Annotated in this window: 12 protein-coding genes and 3 pseudogenes; 10 read left to right on the plus strand and 5 right to left on the minus strand. The window is 69.3% G+C overall.

Going from position 1 to position 22,373, the window contains the following annotated elements:
• Positions 1–372 precede the first annotated feature (372 nt).
• The 3 genes and pseudogenes from ABZ564_RS20725 to ABZ564_RS20735 form a co-directional block, all read left to right on the plus strand.
• Complete coding sequence (locus tag ABZ564_RS20725; protein ID WP_360858296.1) at positions 373–777, plus strand: SseB family protein; 405 nt, start codon at positions 373–375, stop codon at positions 775–777.
• Positions 774–1,430 (plus strand): hypothetical protein, encoded by a 657-nt coding sequence (locus ABZ564_RS20730; RefSeq protein WP_360858299.1) that lies wholly within the window; start codon positions 774–776, stop codon positions 1,428–1,430. The genes ABZ564_RS20725 and ABZ564_RS20730 overlap by 4 nt, the downstream gene beginning before the upstream one ends.
• Before the next feature lie 2 nt (positions 1,431–1,432).
• A pseudogene (locus ABZ564_RS20735) lies at positions 1,433–5,774 on the plus strand (putative T7SS-secreted protein); the annotation flags it as partial.
• A 1,629-nt stretch (positions 5,775–7,403) separates the two neighbouring features.
• Here the strand turns inward: ABZ564_RS20735 and ABZ564_RS20740 are convergent.
• Positions 7,404–7,976, minus strand: a complete 573-nt coding sequence (locus tag ABZ564_RS20740) for a hypothetical protein (RefSeq protein ID WP_360858302.1) — start codon at positions 7,974–7,976, stop codon at positions 7,404–7,406.
• A 1,062-nt stretch (positions 7,977–9,038) separates the two neighbouring features.
• Here ABZ564_RS20740 and ABZ564_RS20745 point away from each other — a divergent pair.
• Positions 9,039–9,920, plus strand: a complete 882-nt coding sequence (locus ABZ564_RS20745; RefSeq protein ID WP_360858305.1) for an endonuclease NucS domain-containing protein — start codon at positions 9,039–9,041, stop codon at positions 9,918–9,920.
• 272 nt (positions 9,921–10,192) lie between these two features.
• Here the strand turns inward: ABZ564_RS20745 and ABZ564_RS20750 are convergent, their stop codons facing one another.
• Entirely contained in the window at positions 10,193–10,513 is a 321-nt protein-coding gene (locus ABZ564_RS20750) for a hypothetical protein (protein WP_360858308.1), read from the minus strand.
• A 202-nt stretch (positions 10,514–10,715) separates the two neighbouring features.
• Here ABZ564_RS20750 and ABZ564_RS20755 point away from each other — a divergent pair.
• The 4 genes and pseudogenes from ABZ564_RS20755 (at position 10,716) to ABZ564_RS20770 (ending at position 13,499) form a co-directional block, all read left to right on the plus strand.
• Positions 10,716–11,464: pseudogene (locus ABZ564_RS20755) on the plus strand (transposase family protein).
• A 290-nt stretch (positions 11,465–11,754) separates the two neighbouring features.
• Positions 11,755–12,138: a glycine cleavage system protein GcvH gene (gene gcvH / locus ABZ564_RS20760; protein WP_360858310.1), complete on the plus strand. Its 384-nt coding sequence runs from the start codon at positions 11,755–11,757 to the stop codon at positions 12,136–12,138.
• Between the two features lie 282 nt (positions 12,139–12,420).
• Positions 12,421–12,906, plus strand: a complete 486-nt coding sequence (locus tag ABZ564_RS20765) for a winged helix-turn-helix domain-containing protein (protein ID WP_360858312.1) — start codon at positions 12,421–12,423, stop codon at positions 12,904–12,906.
• A gap of 20 nt (positions 12,907–12,926) precedes the next feature.
• Entirely contained in the window at positions 12,927–13,499 is a 573-nt protein-coding gene (locus ABZ564_RS20770; protein WP_360858403.1) for an IS630 family transposase, read from the plus strand.
• 187 nt (positions 13,500–13,686) lie between these two features.
• On the opposite strand, the gene ABZ564_RS20775 is transcribed toward ABZ564_RS20770, so the two are convergent.
• Positions 13,687–14,103, minus strand: a complete 417-nt coding sequence (locus tag ABZ564_RS20775) for a PIN domain-containing protein (protein ID WP_360858315.1) — start codon at positions 14,101–14,103, stop codon at positions 13,687–13,689.
• Entirely contained in the window at positions 14,100–14,363 is a 264-nt protein-coding gene (locus ABZ564_RS20780) for a CopG family transcriptional regulator (RefSeq protein WP_360858317.1), read from the minus strand. The genes ABZ564_RS20775 and ABZ564_RS20780 overlap by 4 nt, the downstream gene beginning before the upstream one ends.
• Positions 14,364–14,566: 203 nt before the next feature.
• Here ABZ564_RS20780 and ABZ564_RS20785 point away from each other — a divergent pair.
• Positions 14,567–14,839, plus strand: a pseudogene (locus tag ABZ564_RS20785) (transposase); the annotation flags it as partial.
• Positions 14,840–14,880: 41 nt separating this feature from the next.
• On the opposite strand, the gene ABZ564_RS20790 reads toward ABZ564_RS20785, so the two are convergent.
• Positions 14,881–17,697: an FAD-binding and (Fe-S)-binding domain-containing protein gene (locus tag ABZ564_RS20790; protein WP_360858320.1), complete on the minus strand. Its 2,817-nt coding sequence runs from the start codon at positions 17,695–17,697 to the stop codon at positions 14,881–14,883.
• 701 nt (positions 17,698–18,398) lie between these two features.
• On the opposite strand from ABZ564_RS20790, the gene ABZ564_RS20795 reads away from it, so the two are divergent.
• Complete coding sequence (locus ABZ564_RS20795) at positions 18,399–22,238, plus strand: S8 family serine peptidase (protein ID WP_360858323.1); 3,840 nt, start codon at positions 18,399–18,401, stop codon at positions 22,236–22,238.
• Positions 22,239–22,373 lie beyond the last annotated feature (135 nt).

Raw genomic sequence — 22,373 nt, forward strand, 5'->3', positions numbered from 1 at the left:
TGGACCGTGTTGAGGAGTTGCCGGCGGATTCCTGCACCGAGGTGCTGTGTGCACTCCCGCCGGAGCGGCGACCGCTGACCCTGGCGACTCGGGTTTCCCGCTTGGTTTCGCTGGGCTGCTCTTCGACCGCATGCAGCCCGGTCCGAAGCAGGACGGTACGGAGATCTGGCCGGCTCCGGTGAAGCAATGGACCAGTCTGGTTGACAGCGGGGACGTGGTCGCCCTTGTCTGTGAACTCGCACCAGTTCGGGACGGTTCTGCGGCACGGGCGCAGTTGCAGCCGGTTGAGCCGACGGTGACCTCGAACTGCTTTGCTAACACAAATGGCTTGTCCTGCAGTGTGCCCCCTGAGACGAGCGTGGGGGAGGGGTCTTGGATCAGTCCGGAACTGTGCTTGCCGATCGAATTGCCGACCGGAGGAGCGGAGTTGGTGATCCGCGGACGCTGCTGGGCGAGATGCGGCGTTCGGTTCTTCTGGTGCCGACCGTGGGCGAACAGCTCTGGTCGGCGCGTTTGGGCGGGGTGCGCTGGATCTACGCGTTCACCGACGAGACAGCTCTGGCCCGGTTTGCTCTGCTTCGCGCACCGGGTGATCAGGCCATGGACTATGCGGCGCTGCTGGGTGCGCGCATCGTCGACGAGATCGTGCCGTCTCTGGGGGAGCCCGGCGGTCTCGCGGTCGATGTCGCCACCGAGGACGGGGCGATGTTCTTCCCGCCGGTCGTCGGCATCGTTCCGGAGGCGGTCGCAGTCGACGCGGGGGAGGAGCGGTCATGAGCGGTGACGGGGCGGACCTGCATCTCGACAAGGAGTCGGTCACCAAGTTCACGAAGGGTGTGGGTGCGACGATCGACCAGCTCGGCGATCTCGGTGGTGCCACGGGTTCGGTGATGGGCAAGGGTTTCTCGGAGATGGCGATGACCGGGATGGAGGCCGGGCACCACGGTCTCGCGGCCGACTTCGAGGACTTCTGTGAGCGCTGGGAGTGGGGTGTGCGCGCCCTGGTGAGGGACGCCAGTGGGCTTGCGAACCGGCTGGGCCTGGCGGCGGGCACCCAGTGGGAGAACGACCAGTACCTTGCGGGCACGCTCAAGGTGGGTGCCAACTCCCTGTTCGGCGGGAACCCCCACGCCAGTGAGGAGGAGATCGCCAAGCAGAACTGGGGCGACATCTTCACGCCGGACTATCTGAACCCGGACTACAGCCCCGAATCGTTCGAGAAGGCCGGCCAGGACATGGGGCAGACCTGGAAGGACACGGGTCGCACCGTCCTCACCGAGGGCTATGGCGGCAGGCAGTCCGACTTGTTCAACAGCGCGCTCGGCATCTCCGACGACCAGTTCGACCAGGCACTGGACGAGACGCTCGGCCCGTCACCGGAAGAACGCGCCCAACAGGCGCAGCAGCAGGGCGAGTCGGGAGACAACTGACCGTGGGTATAGGCGACTTCCTGAGCGACATCACGCCCGACTCGGTCGAGGACGTGATCGAGGACGGTGTCGAGTGGGCCGGTGACCGGGTCGAGGACGCCGGGAACTGGACCGCCGACCGGCTGGATGACGTCGGCTGGGAGTCCGGTGCGGACTGGGTGCGCGAGCAGTCCCGTTCGGTCGCCAACCGGCTGGGCGCCGAGGTCGACGAGATGGACCTCGGCCAGACCGAGGACAAGACCAAGCTGATCTACGGCAGCCCCAGCAAGATCAACGCCACCGTCACCAAACTCCGCGCCTTCCAGTCGGCCTTCGACAGCACCGGCGACGGTCTCAAGGGCCTGGACTCAGGTCAGCTCAAGGGGGAGACGGCCGACGCCCTGCGCACCGCGGTGAGCACCCAGCCGCCCAAGTGGTACGCCGCCGCCGATGCCAGTACGAAGGCGCTGGACGCCCTCGACGCGTTCGCGGACACCGTGACCTGGGCGCAGGGGCAGGCGCAGACGGCGATCGACAAGTGGAAGGAGGGCGTGAAGGCATCCGAGGACGCCGCGGACGCCCACCGCAAGAAGGTGGACGCCTACAACAGCGCCGTCGACCGCTACAACGCCCAGCCCGCCGACAAGCGCGACCCGTCCTCCCTGCCGCCGAGGCCCGCTTCCACGTTCACCGACCCCGGCAAGAAGCTGATGCAGGACGCGCAGGACCTCCTCGCCGAGGCCCGCAAGCAGCGCAACACGGCGGCGGAGACCGCCCGCACGGCGGTGCGGGCCGCCCGCGACATGGCGCCGAAGAAGCCGTCGTACGCGGAGCAGGCGCGGGACGGGTTCGAGGAGTCCCAGGTCATGGGCATGCACCTGGACGGCGGGATCATCAAGGCGTCGGCGGGCATCGTCAACTTCGTGCGTGGCATCAACCCGATGGACCCGTACAACCTGACGCACCCGGCCGAGTACGTCACGTCCCTCAACAGTCTGGCTGCCGGTCTGGTGGTCGCCGCCAACGACCCGGTCGGCACCGGCACCACGATGGTCAAGGACTTCATGAAGGACCCGGCCGAGGGATTCGGCCGGCTGATCCCCGACATCGCGCTGACCATCGCCACCGGTGGTGGCGGCGCCGCGGTGAAGAGCGTACGCGTCGCCGACGAGGCCGCCGAGGCGGCGCGGCTGCGCAAGCTCGTCGACGATGCTCCGGAAGGGGCCAACAGCCAGCCCGACGCCAAGCGAATATCCGAGGACACCGACCCGGTGGACCTCGCCACGGGCAGGATGTACCTGCCCCAGACCGACGTCACGGTCCCCGGCATCCTGCCGCTGGTCTTCACCCGCCGTACCGAATCCGGTCTGACGGTCGGGCGTTTCCTGGGACCCTCCTGGACATCCACCGTCGACGAACGCCTGCAGATCGACGCCATCGGCATCATCCACGTCACCGCCGACGGGCTCCTGATCCGTTACCCGCACCCGGCCCCAGGCGCGCCCACCGCACCGGAATCGGGCAGGGCCCGCACCTTGGTGGCACGTGACGCTTACGGCGACTACACGGTCACGGACCCCGACAGCGGCCTGGTCCTCGACTTCAACGCCCCGTCCGGCGCCGAGCCGGGAGGTGACGGGACGGCCTGGCTCTCGGACATCACCGACCGCAACGGCCACAGGATCAGCGTCGACCGTGACGAGGACGGCCTGCCGCTGGCTCTGGTCCACTCCGCGGGCCACCGCGTGAATCTGGCCACCGAGGACGGTCGGATCACCGCTCTGTCCCTGGCCGGTGCGGGCGAGGACGGCACGGACCTGCCCCTGATGAGCTACGGGTACGACGACGGCGACCTCACCACCGTCAGCAAGCCGTCGGGCGCCACGACCACGTTCGTCTACGACGACCGCCGCCGCGTCACCGCCTGGATCGACTCGAACGACAGCCGCTACGACTACGCCTACGACGACCACGACCGCGTCATAGCCGAAGGCGGCCAGGCCGGCCACGTCCAGATCACCCTGACCTACACCGAACCCGACCCCGTGACGGGCCACCGCACCACCACACTCACCACCGCAGAAGGCCACACCACACGCCATCTGTTCGGCCCCGGCTGCCGTCGGCTGGCCGTCACCGACCCGCTCGGCCACACCACCCGATTCACCTACGACCCGCGCGGCAACCTCCTGGCCCGCACCGACGCGTTGGGTGTGCGCACCGCCTTCGGCTACGACGAGGACGGCCGCCTCGTCTCCACCACCTCCCCCGACGGCGGTGAACTGCGGCACCGTACGCGGCCCGTTCGGTCTGCCGGTGGAGGTCGTCGGACCGGACGGCAACCGGGTGCTGTCCGAGTTCGACGAACGCGGCAACCGCACGGCGGTCACGGACCAGGCAGGCTCCACCACCCGCTACACCTACGACCGGGCCGGCCGGCTCACCTCGGTCACCGACGCCCTCGGCGCCACGACACACGTGGTGTGCGACGCGGCGGGCCTGCCCGTGGAGGTGACCGGCCCGACCGGCGCCGTCACGCGCACGGAGCGGGACGCCCTCGGCAGACCGGTCCGCGTCACCGATCCGGTGGGCGGCGTCACCCGCCTGGAGTGGCACGCCGACGGCCAGCTCGCCCGCCGCACCGGACCGGACGGCGCCACGGAGTCATGGACGTTCGACGGCGAAGGCAACCGCCTGACCCACACCGACGCGTCCGGTGGCGTCACCCGCTCCGAGTACACTCACTTCGACCTGCCCCTCGCCCGCACCGGACCCGACGGCGTCCGCCACGAGTTCGAGCATGACGCCGAACTGCGCCTCACCCGCGTCACCAACCCGCAGGGACTGACCTGGACCTACGAGTACGACGCGGCCGGCCGCCTCGTCTCCGAGACCGACTTCGACGGCCGCACCCTCACCTACGAAACGGACGCGACGGGCCGGCTCACCGCCCGCACCGATGCCCTCGGCGGGACCATCGCGTACGAGCGCGACCAACTCGGCCAGGTGATCAGCAAGGACATCGACGGCCATGTGACGACGTACGCATACGACCGGGCGGGACGCCTGCTCGAAGCCGTGGGCCCGGAGAACGAGATCCGCTACCAGTACGACCGCCGAGGCAGGACCAAGACCGAACTGGTGGACGGCCGTCCTGTCTCCTACTCCTACGACGTCCTGGGCCGCCGTACAAAGCGCATCACGCCCACCGGCCACGTCACCTCCTACACATACGGCCCCGACGGCAGTCCTCAGCGCCTCACCAGCGGCGATCACCGGATCGACTTCACGCACGACGGCGCCGGGCGCGAACTCGTCCGCGCCTTCGACGACACGCTCAGCATGACGTCGGCGTGGGACGAGGCCGGACGGCTCGCCGTCCAGCACATCACCGCCGGGACCCGGGCCGTCAACAGCCGCGCCTACTCCTACCGCCCCGACGGCAACCTGACCTGCGTCGCCGACCGGCTCTCGGGCACCCGCACCTTCGACCTCGACCCGGCGGGCCGCGTCACAGCCGTCCATGCCAAGGACTGGACGGAGCGCTACACCTATGACGACGCCGGCAACCAGACCTCGGCATCCTGGCCGTCCGGCCACCCCGGCAGCGAAGCCACCGGACCGCGCGCCTACACCGGCACCACCATCACCCGCGCCGGCAACATCCGCTTCGAGCACGACGCCCTCGGCCGGATCACCCTGCGACAGAAGACGCGCCTCTCCCGCAAGCCCGACACCTGGCGCTACACGTGGGACGCGGAGAACCGCCTCACCTCCGTCATCACCCCCGACGGCACACGGTGGCGCTACCGCTACGACGCGCTCGGCCGCCGCACCGCGAAACAGCGCCTTCTCGCCACCGATGGAAGCGTGGCCGAGGAGGTCCGGTTCACCTGGGACGGCCTGACCCTGTGTGAACAGACCACCCACCACCCGGACACCCCGAACACGGTCACCCTCACCTGGGACCACCGCGGCCACGCACCCCTGGCCCAGACGGAGCGCATCCTCACGGCCGACGACGGCCAGGAAGAGATCGACCGCCGCTTCTTCGCCATCGCCACGGACCTCATCGGCACCCCCGCCGAGCTGATCGACGAGTCCGGCGACATCGCGTGGCGCTCCCGCTCCACGCTCTGGGGCACCACGGCCTGGTCCCGGAACAGTGGCACGTACACCCCGCTGCGCTTCCCCGGCCAGTACTACGACCCCGAAACCGGCCTCCACTACAACGTTTTCCGGCACTACGACCCGGAGACCGGCCGCTACGCCTCGCCGGACCCACTCGGCCTCGCTCCGGCACCCAACCCCGTCGCGTATGTTCCTAATCCGTGCACATGGATGGACCCTTTCGGTCTGGCGCCGGGCGGTTGTCCTGAAGAGGAGCACTTGTTCCGAGGGACGTCGAAGGGATTTGATGCCGGCGAGAATGCTCAAAGCTCGGGTTTCACACCCACATCAACGGACCCCGGCGTGGCGACGGCGTTCGCCAGGCACTCGGAACAATTCGGCGAATCCGTAGTGCAAATTATTCCCCGGAGCGCGCTTGAAGGAATTGAAACCATGCCAGGAGTCATACGTGCCGAGGCAGAAGTCGCCGTGCAACTTCCCGCTTCGGAAATTGCCGGAAGAGCTACCATCCAGCTCCCGTCGAGCGTCGCTCATGGCATCCTCAAGGACATGGGAATCGATGTGCCCCGAATAAATTCGTACGGAGGTATCAGTGATGCCTTGGAATGGGATATTCCAAAACTCTCACCCGAGCAGGTACGACAATTCCTGACGGAGGCTTATAAGCATGGATGAAAATGCTGCTGGTGAACTTCAGATCTACTCGGTGGAGGAGAGGAGTGCTGGGACCGCAACGTGTGCTGCTCGCTGCGTAGGCGGCGTAGTGCAAACCGGCCGACCGTTCAGACTTCGCTTGGCTGATGGCGCAACAGGATCCCCGGTAATTCTCGGCCTCGACTGGATCAGATGTTATGGAAAGGTTACGGACCTCCTGTATCCGCCCTATAGTGCCTTGGTTCAACTGTCGGGGGAGGGTGTGAGTCTTCTGGCGAGAGGCGTGATCCTTTCGTCTGTCATGAACGATGAGTCATGAACAAATTCTGGTGAGCAAGGTGGACTCATGGGCGGGCCGGCAGCGACACTTCGCGAGTGGGGCGCGCTGAACTTTCCGTACTTTCCGGTAGGAGAGCCGGTCAGCGCCGACGAACCGATCCCCGGCTACGCCGAGCAGGAGGACCGGCTGATTGCGGACCACCCTCGAACGCGACGAATCGTGCTCCGCCTACTACCTGACTGGCCGTTGCACCGCTACTACCGCCGGGACAGTGACCGAAGGGGACTTCGCCGGGGCCGTCGTCGGAGAGCCTTACGGCACCTCGCACCCAGCCTGCGGGACCCGTTTCACCGGTAATGCGCTGGAGTTCATCACGCCCGAAACGTCAAGAGGTATTCAGTCCTTGCTTGGCCAGGGCAAGTGCGGACCTCACGGGCCGGCGTCGCCTTTGCATACATGGATGATTTGCAGTTTCGTCGCACATGGCCATAGTCATTGAAGCAGCCGCGAAGGCGGCACTGCCCTGATCTCGTAGAGGGTGGGATTCCCGTCAAACGAAGTTTTGCGGCTACCGCGCATATCCGCAGGACGGCAAGTTGCACAAGGCCAGTAACTACCATGCGCACGAACATGGCTTTACCGAGGAAATGGTCATGAAGTCCTCAAGAATCCGGACGCGGTGTATTACTCGGCAGCCAGCAGTGGAAAGCGGATTTTCCGTCAGGGAGAGGGCATTGTGGTTGCTCGCGCCGACCGTGCCAGGGCGGGCAACGTCATCACGGCATACGGTTCATCCGGCATCAAGGGTCCTTCGGGGGCCAAGGCGCTGGCCGGATTGCCCACCGACCCGGGTGCGCCGATTACGCACATTGACGTGGTGGAGGGGAGGATTCCAGCCAAGAACGACTATATGGCCCCCGCAGAGAAGGTCATGAGGAGGCGTCCACCATGAGAATCACCGTCGGTGACCGGACCGTGTTGGTGACGGACAAGCCGCTGCGCCTCACCCCGCGTTTCGCCTTCCGGGCTTCCTCGTACGCGTAGCGGAGTACTCGAACGTGGACGAACGCGGCGCGTTCCTTTTGGACACCTTCGGCAGTGGGCCGTGGCTGTGGGACACACCCGACGAACTCCGGTTCGATCGAGAAGACCGGGAGTTGGTCGGCGCCGAGTTCCAGGTCGCCGGTGAGGCCGTCGACCTCGAGGACTCCGCCCATCTGTCCGCGACCCCCGCGGTCCAGCCGGGAGGTCTTCGTGCCGCAGAGGTCCGGGACTTCCGCTTGGAGGTGACCACCGAGCTCTGCCGTGCCCCAGAGGATGCCGTACTGACCTGTCTTCGTGACCTCGATGTCTTGGACGAGCCGCTGGAGGCTCGCGTCGGTATCGGCCCGGACGTGGCACTTCTTGTCCAGGGCAGTGCCATCGTCGGTTGGAGCCTGACCGACCCGGTCCGGTACGTGACCACCGGTTCGCCGCCCCCGACCCGGCTCCTCCCGCCCCATCGACCCGGGTCCTGTTCACCACGTGCATGGACCTCGTCACCACGCCGTGGCTGGACGCGGTGCGGCGCCGTGATCCGGCCGCCGTGTCCGACTTGCGGCAGCTTGCCGCAGGCTGCGCGACCAGCGTGAGGACCGGCACCGGGCGGACGCGCTCCTCGCTTTGACCGGCGGACTGGTCGAGGACTACGGGAGTCGGTGACGGTCGGCCGATTCGTCAGCGCCCCGTGTCGCCGTATCGGCAGGTTCACCCCGGTGCGGGTTCGGCTCCTTGCGGAAGGTCCGCAGGAGCGTTGGGGGCTCGAGGCCGGAAGCGAAATGGTGACCGCCTGAGGCGCTGCGGTGATGACCGGTCCGGTCGCTGTGTGCGATCACCGCTGGCGGCACAGAGGGCTTTACGATGCGCCAGCCGGGGCTCGGGTCGATGTGGCCCAGCTGTGGCGGGCTCTGTCCGCAGGCGGCGGACTGCCGGGTGGTGCAGGCTGAAATCCGTGCGCACCTGCCGTGACGCTCAAATGACGCTCCGAGCCCCTGGCAGCCCGCGTACAGAGCCGAGGAGACCCGTCTGACCTGCAGCTTCTCCCGCATCGACTAGCGGTGACGTGTTTTCGATGACGCATCATGTGGAGTGTGTCGCGATTCTGGAGCCTGCTGAAAAGGGCCGCTGACCTGCTGTTTTATCGAGTGTGCATTGTGTGCGTTACGGGCGATATCTTGACGCATGTTCGACGCATATTTGACGCACGTTTGACGCACGCCCTGACAGGTCATCAGGTGACTGCCTCTACTTCTGATGGTGCGACAGATGCGGCCGGTAGGTGCTCACTCCTGATAACTCTCGGTAGCGGACCTGGCGCCGCGTATTGGATCTGGAGGGCAGGGGCGGGCTTGGTCGCCGCTGGTCAGCGTTGGCCCGTCGCGACGTGGTGGAGTGCCGCCCGGCGCGTCGGGTGAGCAGGGAGAGGATTTATCCACACGCTTTCTTCACGGCCCCGTGGCCTCGTGTGGAAACAAATCTGCTCCCGCCCGACGTTGTCGATCTCCTAGCCGAGGGGGAAGTCGGGCGTGAAGCTGTTCCACACAACGAAAGGCGGCGTGACTGAGGTCACGCCGCGTCTTGCCGACGTTGAGGCGAATGTGCAGAGCCTTATCGAGGCGCACATGGAGACGATGCTGGGGGTGCGGTTCCTGGCGAGCGAGTACGTGATCGGATGCGCCGATGGCGGATGTATCGACTCGCTGGGACTCGATGAGAACGGCGCACCTGTGATCGTCGAGTACAAGCGCGGAACAGACGCGAGCGTGATCAACCAGGGCCTCTACTACATGGCCTGGCTGGTGAACCATAAGGACGTCTTCCGGAACCTGGTTCGCGACCGGATCGGGGTAACGGCCGCGTCCCAGATCCCGTGGAGCGCACCTCGACTGATCTGTGTGGCCGGCGACTTCACCCGCTACGACGCGCACGCGGTCCGCGAGTACCGACGGTCAATTGATCTCATGCGCTACCAGTACTTCGGCCGCGATCACTTCAGCCTTGAGACCGTGGCTTCCGTCACGGGGCGGTCGGCTCAGGGGAAACGGGAACGTCGCCGCGTAGCCGGGGAGCCGCTCCTTCGGAAGCAGGGCGGAGCAATGGCCGAGCTGGCACAAGCGGTCGACGAGGTCCTCGTCGGACTGGGCGGAAACGTCACTCGGGTGCAGCGTAAGCAGTACTGCGCCTATCAGCGGCTCCGGAACTTCGCGTGCCTCATCCCACCGCAGCAGGCCAAAGTGGTGGTTTACCTGAAGGTGGCTTCAGCAGCGGTGGACCTAGTGCCTGGATTCACGCGGGACGCGACGGGGCTTGGTCACCATGGCACGGGCGATCTGGAGGTTCAGCTACGCACCGAGGGTGACCTGGAGCGTGCCCAGGAACTTTTCCGACTCAGTTACGCCGCTGCGTGAAGGGACGATGCTCCGTACTGCCGGGCGAGTTTCGCGGTTGGAGTTGTGGCTCGTCGTGTGCTGCCTCTCGTCGGCTGGTCAGGAAGTGGCGGTGGGTATACAAGTATTCGGCGGTTCCCCGGTTTCGGTAACCGGGGGACCGCCGGTATATTGCCGCCGCTACTGAACCTCAACGCTGAAACGCTCCGTGTCCATAGAGAGCGCGGGACATGCGAAAGGGGCACCGGAAGATCGAAGTCAGAGAGCCCAGTGCCCCCAGGCCCAGGGCGACCCTACGCGTTGCAGGCGGCCTTCTTGCCGCCAAACAGGGTTCCGCCGATGTACTGGACATCCGCGTTCGGGACAGCGCACCGCAGATCGACATCGGCCACAGGGGTGCCATGGCTGCTCAGGATGCCACCGGTGCCGCCGGCGACATCCACGACACCGTTGTTGGTGGGGAACTCTGATGTCTGGCCCAAGACCTCGGCCGTGGGGACAATATCGTCGTTGGGTAGGCCGAGAGGCCCGCCGTCGGCGGCGGCGGTTCCGGCTGTGCCGGCGAGGGTGGCGGCTGCTACTACGGCAGCGGCGAGCATGGCACGACGACGCACGAAGGTACTCCTTGGCTGGGTGACTTACCGAGGAGGGGAACGATGCCGTGCCCGAAAGGAAACGGTCGTGCAGCCATTAAACTCAGCGAGCTTCTTCGAGTTGGTCACCGATCGGGTGATGGGCCGTGAAGCGCAACGAGCGAGGCCCCAGGGCGGTTGATCGAGATGTCTGACGTCTCAATCACGTTGCTCGGGGGCCTCGTTGGTTACACATCCTGCCGCACTCGCCCTGCCGCACGCACTCGTGGAGTGGGTCACCATGCTGATCGCCACCCGTGAGGGTGACCGGCGCTGCAAGCTCCGTCCGTCCCAGCGCGCGATGGTGACACTGGTGTACCTGCGCGAACACGCCACTCTCGCGAAGATCGCCGCCGGGTTCGGGATCAGCGAGTCCACCGCCCATGCCTACACCAGCGCGGTCGTCGACCTCCTCGCCGAACGCGTACCGGGCTTGCTGAAGACACTGCGCGAGCATGATGCCGAGTTCGTCCTGCTCGACGGGACCCTCGCCCAGTGCGACCGGGTCGGCGACGGCCGGGCCGACTGCTCCCACCAGCACCGGCGCCACGGCGTGAACGTGCAGGTCCTCACCGACCCGTACGGACAATTGCTGTGGCTCTCGCCCGCCCTGCCGGGCCGCACCCACGCCCTGACCGCCGCCCGAACCCACCGGATCATCCGGATCTGTGAGCGCCAGGCGTTCCGGTCGTGGCCGATCTCGCCTGCCAGGGCACCGGCCCATGGCTGACCACCGGCATCAAACGCAAACCCCTGCGGGAACTCACCGCCACCGACAAGACCCGCAACCGAGCCCCGGCCACAGCACGGGCACCCATTGAACGCGGCGTCGCCCGCCTAAAGTCCTGGCGGATCTTCCGCAGATCCCGCTGCAACCCCAACCGCATGACGTCAATCGCCAAGGCCATCCTCACCCTGGAGCGGCAACGCTGAAGAAACTCACTGGGCGTGTCCGTGTCATTTTCAAACCAGGCGGACTTCCATGCGCAGAAGGGGCGGAGGCGGACGCCAGTCCTCCCGGCTCCACCTGGGAGGAATCCATCCAATCGGGTGAAGAGAATCAAAGTGGTGGGAGTGAAAGTCGCATTCTCGAACAATCCTGGGTAAATGCCCCGTGAGAGGTGGTTCGAGACCGATTTATCAAGGTTTGATGCGGATCGTGTCCGTTGGTGTCTGGGCTCGTTCTACCAGCGTCGGCATAGGCGCGATACGAAGGAGTTCCAATGGTTCCGGATGAGTTCAAGTACACCGAGGATCACGAGTGGGTGCTGCGGACTGGTGACAGCACGGTGCGGGTCGGGCTCACCGATCACGCCCAGAGTCAACTCGGGAGCGTCACCTCCGTCGTGCTTCCCGAGCCCGGGGATGCCGTCGGTGCGGGCCAGGCCCTGGGCAAAGTGGAGTCCGCCGAGTCGGTCTCGGACTTCCATGCCCCACTGGCCGGGAAGGTGGTCGCGATTAACGAAAGTCTGGCCGAGGGGCCGGGAGCGGTGAACGACGACTGCTACGGAGAGGGCTGGCTCGTGGAAATCGACATGTCCGACGCCGACAAGGTGGACGACCTCCTCGACGCCTCGGTGTACGGAAAACTCCTCGACCAGAGCTGAGCCGGCCGCGGCGGCCCTGCCCCGCTGCACCCGAACGCGTTCGGGTGCAGCGGGGCAGGGCCGAGGGGAAGGGCCAGGCATCCACGAGGAGCTGGCCCCTTCCGCCCGCCCGCTTGAGTCACCAAGAAGTACTCCGGATAGGGGCGACGTCACTTGACGGAGTGAACCTCTTCCGGAAGCTTTCCAGGGACGGATCTGCTGGTGAGACAGGGAACTACTGAGATTGAACTCGTGAAGTCGTAGGGGCTGGCGGGGGGTGCTTGCCTGCGGTATCACGGGAGGATGAGGTATCCGCAGGGTGGCGGGTTGACCGCTGAACGGCAGTGCAGGCGCGAGGAGTTACGGCTCCAGGCAGCTGAGCGGTTCGCTCGTGGCGAGGGCAGTACGGCGAGCGCCAGGGATCTGCGGGTCAGTGTCCGATCGGTGCAGCGGTGGCGTCACACGTGGTCCGAGGGCGGCCCACGGTCCTTGCGGTCGCAGGGGCCCGCGTCGCTGCCGCGACTGAGTGGGAAGCAGTTCGCCGAGCTGGAGTCGGAGCTGGCCAAAGGACCGGCCGCGCACGGCTGGGAGGACCAGCGCTGGACTCTGAACCGTGTGAAGACGGTGATCGGACGGCGCTTCCACCTCACGTACACGATTCAGGGTGTCCGCAAGCTGATGGTGCGTAACGGCTGGTCCTGCCAGGTCCCGGCCCGTCGTGCCATGGAGCGGGACGACGAGGCGGTGGCCGGGTGGGTCAAGGAGGTGTGGCCCCGCGCGGAAGGCTAGCGGCGGCCCGTGGAGCATGGCTGGTCTTCGAGGACGAAGCCGGCTTCTCCATGACGCCGTCGCACGCAAGGACCTGGTCGCAGCGCGGGCGGACTCCGGTGGTGCGGGGCCGCGGCCGCTCGCGCAGACGGATATCGATCGCCGCGCTGACCTGCTACAAGCCCGGCCACCGCTCCCGGCTGATCTACCGGCCGCGACGAGACGAAGGCAACCGTGACGGGCGCAAAAGCTTCTCCTGGCGCGACTACCGCGACCTGCTGATCGCAGCCCACCAGCAACTCGGCGGCCCGATCGTCCTCATCTGGGACAACCTCAACGTCCACAAGGCCGCAGGTCTACGGGAGTTCGCCGAATCCCGTGACTGGCTGACCATCCTCTACTTGCCGTCCTACGCCCCCGACCTCAACCCCGTCGAGGGCATCTGGTCCCTGCTACGTCGCGGCTGGCTCTCCAACGTCGCCTTCTCCACGCCAGAACATCTCATCCGCACGGTCCGGAGCGGTCTACGGCACATCCAGTACCGCAGCAACCTCATCGACGGCTGCCGTTCGGCGGTCAGCCCGCCACCTTGTGGATACCGCATACCCCGGTGATACCTCACGGGCGACGAGCCGTCAGCCCCTACGACACCACGAGTTCAACCTCAGTAGAAGAGGGCTTCTCGAACTGGACTTCGGCCCATGAGCGTGGCCCGCCATGGTTCACAGGGTGGCGCGGCCTCCACGGCCGCCCGCCTTCTGGAACCGGATCCGGAACGGGGGTCGGCAGGAGCGGACCCTCTCAGATCTTGATCACGGTGAGTCGTGAACCGCAGAGCGCGGTGAGGTCCTCCGGATCCGAGGTGAGGACCGTGACCGGGCCTGGCGAGGCGAGCGCGGTCGCACCGAGCATCGCGTCGATCGCGTACTTGTGTCCGTGCAGTCCGGCGTCGGTGAGGAGGGTGGCGGCGTGGCGGGCGATCGTGTCCGTGACGGGCTCGATCACCAGGCGGGAGAGCGTCCATTCCAGCGCCGGGCGGCTGATCCGGGGGTGGATGACCTCGACGAGTGTGGCCGCAGAAGTGATCACCCGGAGGTCGTCGGCGCGGGCGAGGGCCAGCCAGGCGGTGACGGTGCGGTCGCGCAGGACGGCCTTGGCCAGTCCTTCGCTGTCCAGGACGAGGGTGCCGCCCGGGGTGGCGGCGGGGGAGCGAGTCACGCGGCATCCGCTCCGTGTCGTGCCTGCTCGCGCTGGGCCTGGTGGAGCTGGTCGCGAAGAGCCTGGATCTCCTCGTCGGTGACGGGTCCGTGTTCGGCTTCGGCGACGGTGATGAGTTCGTTGAGGTTGTCGCGTTCGATCTGGCGGGCGACGGCCGCGGCGACGTAGGCGGAGAGGCCGGAGGGGCCACTGCGGGTGCGGGCGGCCTCGGCGATGTCCCGGGGCATGGTGATCGAATACTTGCCGGTGGGCTCGTTCATGCCACCTATCCTACTTCTGATCCTCCCGAGGGGGAGTGGATTGATCGGTGCAGGGTGGCGGTGCACTGCTGGGTCGGGGGTGTTGTTGACCGCCGGGGTGGAGCTTCCCCTTGATCATGGACACCTGGAGACTGGGATCTGAGTGGTTCCAGAGGAAGTAGGGCCAGGTGGGAAGCAAGTAAACGAAGTGGTACTCCGATGAGTACAAGCGCGACGCGATCGAGCTCGTGCGCTCGTCGGGGCGGACGGTCACCGATGTCGCCCGTGAGCTGGGGATCAGTTCGGAGAGCCTGCGGGGGTGGGTCAAGAAGGCCCGTGCCGCCGAGTCCGCACCGACAGCGGCTGCCGGCCGGGTCGGGACCAGCCCGGACCAGCATCACGCGGGCGGAAGGAAGCCGTCGACCTGGGCTTCGGCCCCGGGCCCGGCGAACTGGCCACGCGGGCACGGGCAACGGGGCGCGGGGCTCGCCCAGTGACGCGGCCGGCTCGGCGGCGCCGTCAGCGGCCGGCGCGGGCGTCAGCGGCGCAGGGCCTCCGCGATCACCTGCACCAGATGCCGGCCGTCCAGGCCCGCCAGGTCCTGGACCTGGGTGCGGCAGGAGAAGCCGTCCGCGAGGACGCGGCGGTCCGGCTCGGCGGCCGCCCTGGCGAGGATGCCCTCCCGGGCGATCTTCTCGGACACCTCGTAGTGGCCCTTCTCCATGCCGAAGTTGCCGGCCAGACCGCAGCAGCCCGCCGAGATGTCGACATCGCAGCCCATGGACCGCAGGAGCGAGAGGTCCGCCTCGTAGCCCATCACCGCGTAGTGGTGGCAGTGCGGCTGGACCAGGAGGCGTTCCGCAGCCCGCGGGGGTGTCCAGTCGATCGAGGTGAGGAATTCGGCCACCGTCTTCACCGCGCCGGCGAGTTCGGCGGCCCGGGGATCGTCGGGCAGGAGCTCCACCAGGTCCGAGCGGAGCGTCGCCGTGCAGCTCGGCTCGATGCCGATCACCGTCCGGCCGGCCCGGACATGGGGGAGCAGCAGGTTCACGGTGGAGCGGAGCTTCGCCCTGGCGGCGGTCAACTGGCCCGTGGAGATCAGGGTGAGGCCGCAGCAGGCGCCCGGTGCGGCGATCTCCACGTCGCAGCCGGCCGCCGTCAGGACCTCCACCGCGTCGCGCGGGATGTCCGGCGCGAGGGCGTCCGAGAAGGAGTCGACCCAGAGCAGCACCTTGGGACCGTCCGCCCCCGAAGCGGCCTTCCGTGCCCCGCTCCACCGGAACGGCCTCGGCGGCAACGGCGGCAGCGAGCGCCGGGAGTCCGCGCCCATCAGGGTCATCATCGTCCGCCGGAGCACCGGCACCCGCCCCGCCAGGTTGACCAGCGGCGCCAACGGCGCGATGAGGCGCAGCCACTGGGGGAGCCGGCCGAGGGTGTAGTGGCTCAGCGGGCGGCGGCGCCCCTTGTACGTCTGGTGCAGGGCCTCCGACTTGAACGTGGCCATGTCGATGCCGGTGGGGCAGTCGGTGGCGCACGCCTTGCAGCTCAGGCACAGGTCCAGGGCCTCGTGGACCTCCGGGGAGCTCCAGCCGTCCGTGACGAAGCCGCCGTTCAGCATCTCCTGAAGGGCCCGCGCCCGGCCCCGCGTCGAGTCCTTCTCGTCGCGCGTGGCCGTGTACGAGGGGCACATGAAGCCGCCCTGGCCGCGCAGGTCCGCCCGGCACTTGCCCACCCCGACGCACCGGTGCACGGCGTCGGTGATGTCCCCGCCGTCGTGCGCGAAGGCGAAGCCGTCGGTGGCGCGCAGCCGTCGGGCGCCGGGGCGCCGGAGGTCGGCGTCCAGCGGTGCGGGGCGGACGACGACGCCGGGGTTCATGACGTCCTCGGGGTCCAGGAGCGCCTTGAACGCCTCCATCGCGCGCAGCGCCTCGGGGCTGTACATGGCGGGGAGCAGTTCGGAGCGGGCCCGTCCGTCGCCGTGCTCGCCGGAGAGGGAACCGCCGTGCTCGGCGGCCAGGGCGGCGGCGCGTTCGAGGAAGTCGCGCATGGGGGCGCCCCCGCCGTCCAGCGGGAAGTCGATACGGGCGTGGACGCACCCGTCGCCGAAGTGCCCGTAGGCCAGGCCGGAGAGGCCCTTCTCGGACATGAGGGCCTGGAGTCCGCGCAGGTAGTCCCCGAGCCTTTCCGGGGGGACGGCGGAGTCCTCCCAGCCCGGCCACGCCTGCTTGCCGTCGGCGGTGCGTCCGGCCAGGCCGGCGCCGTCGGCGCGGATCTGCCAGAGCCTGGTCGCCTCGGGGCCCGCGGGCAGGACGACGCTGTCGGCGGCGTGGGAGGCGGCGACGAGTTCCCGCGCTGCCTCGACCGCCTCCGCCGAGGTCGCGCCGCCGACTTCGGCGATCAGCCAGCCACCGCCCTCGGGCAGGGTGGGGACGGCGGTCTCGCCGTGCGCCCGGCGCACCACGTCGACGAGTTGCGCGTCCAGGCCTTCCAGCGCGAGCGGGCGGAAGGGCAGCAGGTTCGGCACGTCGTCCGCGGCGGTGGGCATGTCGGCGTAGCCGAGGACGGCCAGGGCCGGGGCGGGCGCCTGCGGAACGAGCCGGACGGTCGCTTCGAGGAGGACGCCGCAACTGCCCTCCGTACCGGTCAGCGCGGCCGCGAGGTTGCGTCCGTTCTCCGGGAGCAGGTGCTCCAGGGAGTAGCCGGAGATCTGCCGCCCGAAGCGTCCGAACTCGGTACGCAGCACCGCCAGGTTCTCCGCGACGAACGCGTCGAGGCCCGGCACCGCCGCCGGCGCCTTTGGGCCCGAGCCCGCCGTGATCACCTCGCCGCCGCCCGTCAGCCAGGTCATCGACACGACGTTGTCGGCCGTGCGCCCGTAGGAGAGGCCGTGGGGGCCGCACGCGTTGTTGCCGATCATCCCGCCGATCGTGCAGCGGGTGGCGGTGGAGGGGTCGGGGCCGAAGCGCAGACCGTGGGGCAGGGCCTCCTGCTGGAGCGTGCTCAGGACCGCGCCCGGTTCGACCACGGCCGTCGATGTGCCGGGGTCGACCGACAGGACGCGGTTCATGGAGCGGGAGAAGTCGATCACGAGGCCCGGGCCGACGGCGTTCCCGGCGCACGACGTGCCGCCGCCCCTGACGGTGACGGGGACCCCGTGCTCACGGGCGATCCCGACCGCCGTGATCACGTCGCCCTTCGACCGGGGCATGAGTACGGCGCCGGGGACGATCCGGTAGTTCGACGCGTCGGTCGAGTAGACCGCCCTGGTCGTGGCCGAAGCGTCGACGAGATCGCCCAGCTCCCCGCGCAGGGCGTCGAGGAACGCCCCGGTGAGGGGCTTCGGTGCGTCTGCCATGGTCGCGTCCATAGGTGCTGCTCCTGGAGAGCCGTCGGGTCCGGTGGTGCGGGGGCCGGGCTCCCGTACGCCGGGGTGTCGGGCCGGGAGGTGCCGGTGGGCGTGAAGCGGTGTGTGCCGGGGGCCTGCGCTCAGGAAGCAGGCCCCCCACAGCCTCTCAGCGGCGTACGCCCGGGGCGGTCACCGCAGCACGGGTTTCCGGGGGATGTCACCCGCGGCCGCCCTCGCTGTGGAACGCGGTGTCCTTCCGAATCACGGCGAATCCTTGCGCCGGTCCGACCGGGCCGGTCAGGCTTCCGCGTGTTCCGGGGAGCGCTGTCGTCGCGCGTCCGCCGGCGAGGGGTCCTGCGTAACTGCCGAGACCGTGCTGCCGGTCTCCGGCGGCCACTCTCCCGACGCGATGCGGCAGGCGCAACAAGGCAATGCAATTCCTGCAACGCCGTTGAGGGGGTGTGGACCGCGGCACTCCGTGGACGGAGGAGCCACCCGGCCCATGCGCCGTACGGGCCGTGACCCCGGCGAGCAGGCGACATGTCGCATCCTCGCCACCGGTAACTCCTACCCCTCACCAGGGCGTTGACCGCAGGATGACCGGCACCGGGCCGCGCGGCCGCCTGAGCGGTCGCCCGGCCCGTGCCCGCGCTCCCGCTCGTCCCCGCCCGGCAGCCGATGCTGTGGCCGCACCCAGCCAGGAGGCCGCCATGCCCACCGGTCCCGTTCCCCGCGCCGGAGGGCGTGCGCACGGACCCGCCGCGCGCGGCGCCGGTTCGCCCCGCGCGGCCGTCCCCGCCCCGCACCGCGCCGGTTCGCGCAGGACGGCCGTCCTCGCCGCCGCGCTCGTCCTGGCCCTGGGCGGCCCCCTGCTTCCGGGGCGGGCGGCCGTCGCCGCCGGGACCGCACCGGTCGGGGTCACCACGCAGAGCACCCCCGCCCGCGCCGGGCACAGCGACACACTCACCCTCGTCACCGGCGACACGGTCACCGTCACCACCGACGCCGACGGGCGCGTCTCGGTCGACGCCGAGGCCGCGACGGGCACGGCCACCACCTTCCGCACCGAGGAAGGGCCGTCCGGGGACACCTACGTCATCCCCGACAGCGCCGGCGAGGGCCTGGCCTCCGGCCGGCTCGACCGGGAGCTGTTCAACGTCACCCGGCTCGCCGCCGACCGGCAGGGCGGCGCCGCGAGCGACACCCTGCCGCTGATCGTCGACTACCCGGGCACCCCCGCCCGCAGCACGCTCGCCGCGCGCACCGCGGAGGTCCCCGGCGTCACCCACCGCACCCCGCTCGCCTCGCTCGGCGCCACCGCCGTGGACGTCGACAAGGACGCGCTGCGGGCGTTCTACCGGGCCGTCCTCGACGGACCGGAGGCCGTGCTCAGGCCGGACCGCGAGGTACGGGCGACCCTCGACGTGAGCGTGCCGCAGATCGGCGCCCCCGAGGTGTGGAAGAGCGGTTACGACGGCAGCGGCGTCAAGGTCGCGGTGCTCGACACCGGGATCGACTTCGGGCACCCCGACCTCGACGGCCGGGTCCTGGACTCGAAGAGCTTCATCCCCGGCCAGGCCGTGCAGGACGGCCGTGGTCACGGCACGCACGTGGCGAGCACGGTGGCGGGGAGCGGCGCCGCGTCCGACGGGAAGTACAAGGGCGTCGCGCCCGGCGCCGGGCTCCTCGTCGGGAAGGTCCTCGACAACTCGGGCAACGGTGACGAGTCCACGGTCATCGCCGGGATGGAATGGGCCGTCGCGCAGGGCGCCGACATCGTCAGCATGAGCCTCGGCGCGCCCACCGAGGTGGGCAGCGACATGCTCAGCGAGGCCGTCGACGCGCTCAGCGAGTCCTCCGGGGCGCTGTTCGTGATCTCGTCCGGCAACACCGGGCCCGGGCGGTCCACCGTCGCGAGTCCCGGCACCGCCCGGACCGCGCTGACCGTGGGCGCGGTGGACGGCCAGGACCGCCTCGCCGGCTTCTCGGGGCGTGGGCCGACCGTCAGCGGTGCGCTCAAGCCGGAGATCACCGCCCCGGGCGTCGGGATCGTCGCCGCGAAGGCCGCGGGCACCCACATCGGCAAGGACGTCGGCGAGTACTACACCTCCCTGGACGGCACCTCCATGGCCGCCCCGCACGTGGCCGGTGCGGCGGCCCTGCTCGCCCAGCAGCACCCGGGGTGGGAGGCGGCCCGGCTCAAGGACGCGCTGGTCTCGGCCGCGAAGACCGGCCCCGACGACGACGTCTACGAGCAGGGCGCCGGCCGGGTCGCGGTCGACCGGGCCTCCGCGCAGTCGGTGACCGCGACCGGGACCGCCGACTTCGGCGATCTGCGCGACCGGCAGCAGACCGCGAGCCGGGACGTCGTCTACACCAACGACGGTGACCGCGAGGTGGTGCTGGACCTCGCTCTCGACCTCGGGCGCGGAGCCACGGTCCCCGAGGGCGGCGCCGCCCTCTCCACCGACACGGTCACCGTCCCCGCCCACGACAGCGCGAGCGTCACCCTCACCGTCGATCCCACCCGTACCGGCACCGGCCGCTACGACGGCTATCTGACCGCCACCGGTGACGGCACGACCCTGACCACCGCCGTCGGCTGGACCGAGCAGCCCACGAAGCACACCGTCGACTTCACCTTCACCGGCCGCGACGGCAGGGCCGGCGGCCAGACCAACCTGCAGATCCTCAGCCTGGAGACCGGCGAGGCCCAGCTCCAGAGCCTCACCTTCATGGGGGAGAACACGTGGCAGACGCGGTTGCCCGAGGGGCGCTACGCCCTGCAGGCACTCGTCACCACCTATGACGGGAACCAGTACCCGCTGGCCGTGGACGCCTTCGCGGAACCGGAGATCACCGTCGACCAGGACCGCACCGTCCACATCGACGCACGTCAGGCCCATGAGCTGACCGCCCGGGTGGACGGCGAGCGCAACCCGCTGGAGCGCGCCGCCCTCGGCGTCACCGCCCGCCGCACCCTGGCCGACGGCGCCACCGCCGCGATCGGCATCGCCAACGGCGTCAGTGACCGCACCACCCGCTACGGGGCCATCGCCTCGCACACCACCGCCGCGCAGGGCACCTTCGACCTCACCGCCGAACACCGGCTGCGCGACCCGCTCGTCCGGGGAACGTGGAAGGCCGCGGGCGGCACCACCCACCGCATCGACCTCCTCACCCCGGACCTCGGCCAACGGCTGACCGGTGACCACGAGCTGGCCGCCGTCGACGTGGGAAGCGGCACCGAGGCCGACTACGCGGGCCGCGACCTCACCGGCAAGCTCGCCGTCGTCCGCACCAACGGCTGGCTCGTGCCCGTCCTCGCCGTCGCCGCCGAGCACCACGCCACCGCCGTCCTGGCGATCCGGCCGGACGACGGCACCACCCTCGTCCAGGACAACGGCAACAGCGTCCTTCCCGGACTCGCCGTCAGCCGTGAGCAGGGCGCCGGTCTCCTCGCCGCCCTCGCGAAGGGGCCGGTGACGGTCACCCTGAACGGCCGCCCCGACAGCCGGTTCACCTACACGGCACCGTTCCACGCCGCCGGCGCCATACCGGAGCGCACCGCCCTCACCACCCGGACGGACCGGTTCGCCCGGCTCGTCAGCACCTTCCACGCCGACGGCACCGCCCGTCTCGCCGACGACGTACTGACGTCCTGGCACCCGTGGGAGAAGTCCACGTTCCGTACCGGCGCCCGGCACCTCGCCCCCGGCACCCGAACCGACCACGTGTACGCCGCCGACAGCCAGTACATGCAGACGGTCCGCGCGTCCGGCCTGTCCGACACCTACTGGGAGGAGTACCCGGCGAGCCACCGCGCGCGCGAGACCGTGCGGCGCGACTGGGGCCGCGCGCCCGTGCACCCCACCCTGCCGCTGCGCATCGTCTGTCCGCTGTGCCGTGCCGACAACGGGGCGAGCTTCCTGCTCGCTCCTTACGGCGACGGCGACCCCTCCCACTTCGGCATGGGCGGCTCGACCAGCAGGTTCACGTACCGCCGCGACGGACAGCCGGTGCCCGCCGCGCAGCTGTTCGTCCCCGAGGAGGCCGAGTACAGCATCGACCAGAGCGTCGTCCGCCGTACGAACGCCCTGGAAACCCTCGGGGTCCGTACCGACACCACGTACACGTTCCGTTCGAAGGCCCCGCAGGCCGGCGCCACCACACCCGGCTGCGCCGCCGTCTACGGCGCCGGCCACCCGTGTGCCGTCCTGCCGGTGATCCTCCTCGGCTACGACCTCGGGGTGGACGGCGCGAACACCGCACGGGCGGGCCGGGCCCTGCCGGTGCGCATCAGCACCCTGCGTCCCGACGGCTACCAAGGACCGCGCGTCACCGGGATGCGCGTCGAGGCGTCCTACGACGACGGCGCGACCTGGAGCGATTTTGTGCAGCCGCGGGTACGCCCCGACGGATCGGCCACCGCCGTCCTGCACCACCCGCGCACGGGCGCGGAGCACGTCACGCTCCGGGTCACCGCCTGGGACGACGCGGGCAGCCGCACACAGCAGACAGTGGTGCGCGCGTACGCGCTGCGGCGCTGATCCGCCGCGTCCGCGAGGAGCTCGGAGCGCCACCCGGAGCCGTCGGGGAGACGGCGAACCGCACGGGCACACCTACCAGGAAGGGTTCGAACCTCTATGACACCGAGACCAGGCAGACCGGAAACGGGAGCGCCG

Source organism: Streptomyces sp. NPDC019224 (assembly GCF_040632605.1).
GTDB lineage: Bacteria > Actinomycetota > Actinomycetes > Streptomycetales > Streptomycetaceae > Streptomyces.

Excerpts from the sequence above, each read along its gene's own strand:
- ABZ564_RS20730 (WP_360858299.1), top strand. The coding sequence starts at position 774 with ATGAGCGGTGACGGGGCGGACCTGCATCTCGACAAGGAGTCGGTCACC.
- ABZ564_RS20740 (WP_360858302.1), bottom strand. The coding sequence starts at position 7,976 with ATGGGGCGGGAGGAGCCGGGTCGGGGGCGGCGAACCGGTGGTCACGTA.
- gcvH (WP_360858310.1), top strand. The coding sequence starts at position 11,755 with ATGGTTCCGGATGAGTTCAAGTACACCGAGGATCACGAGTGGGTGCTG.
- ABZ564_RS20765 (WP_360858312.1), top strand. The coding sequence starts at position 12,421 with ATGAGGTATCCGCAGGGTGGCGGGTTGACCGCTGAACGGCAGTGCAGG.
- ABZ564_RS20780 (WP_360858317.1), bottom strand. The coding sequence starts at position 14,363 with ATGAACGAGCCCACCGGCAAGTATTCGATCACCATGCCCCGGGACATC.
- ABZ564_RS20790 (WP_360858320.1), bottom strand. The coding sequence starts at position 17,697 with ATGGCAGACGCACCGAAGCCCCTCACCGGGGCGTTCCTCGACGCCCTG.
- ABZ564_RS20795 (WP_360858323.1), top strand. The coding sequence starts at position 18,399 with ATGCCCACCGGTCCCGTTCCCCGCGCCGGAGGGCGTGCGCACGGACCC.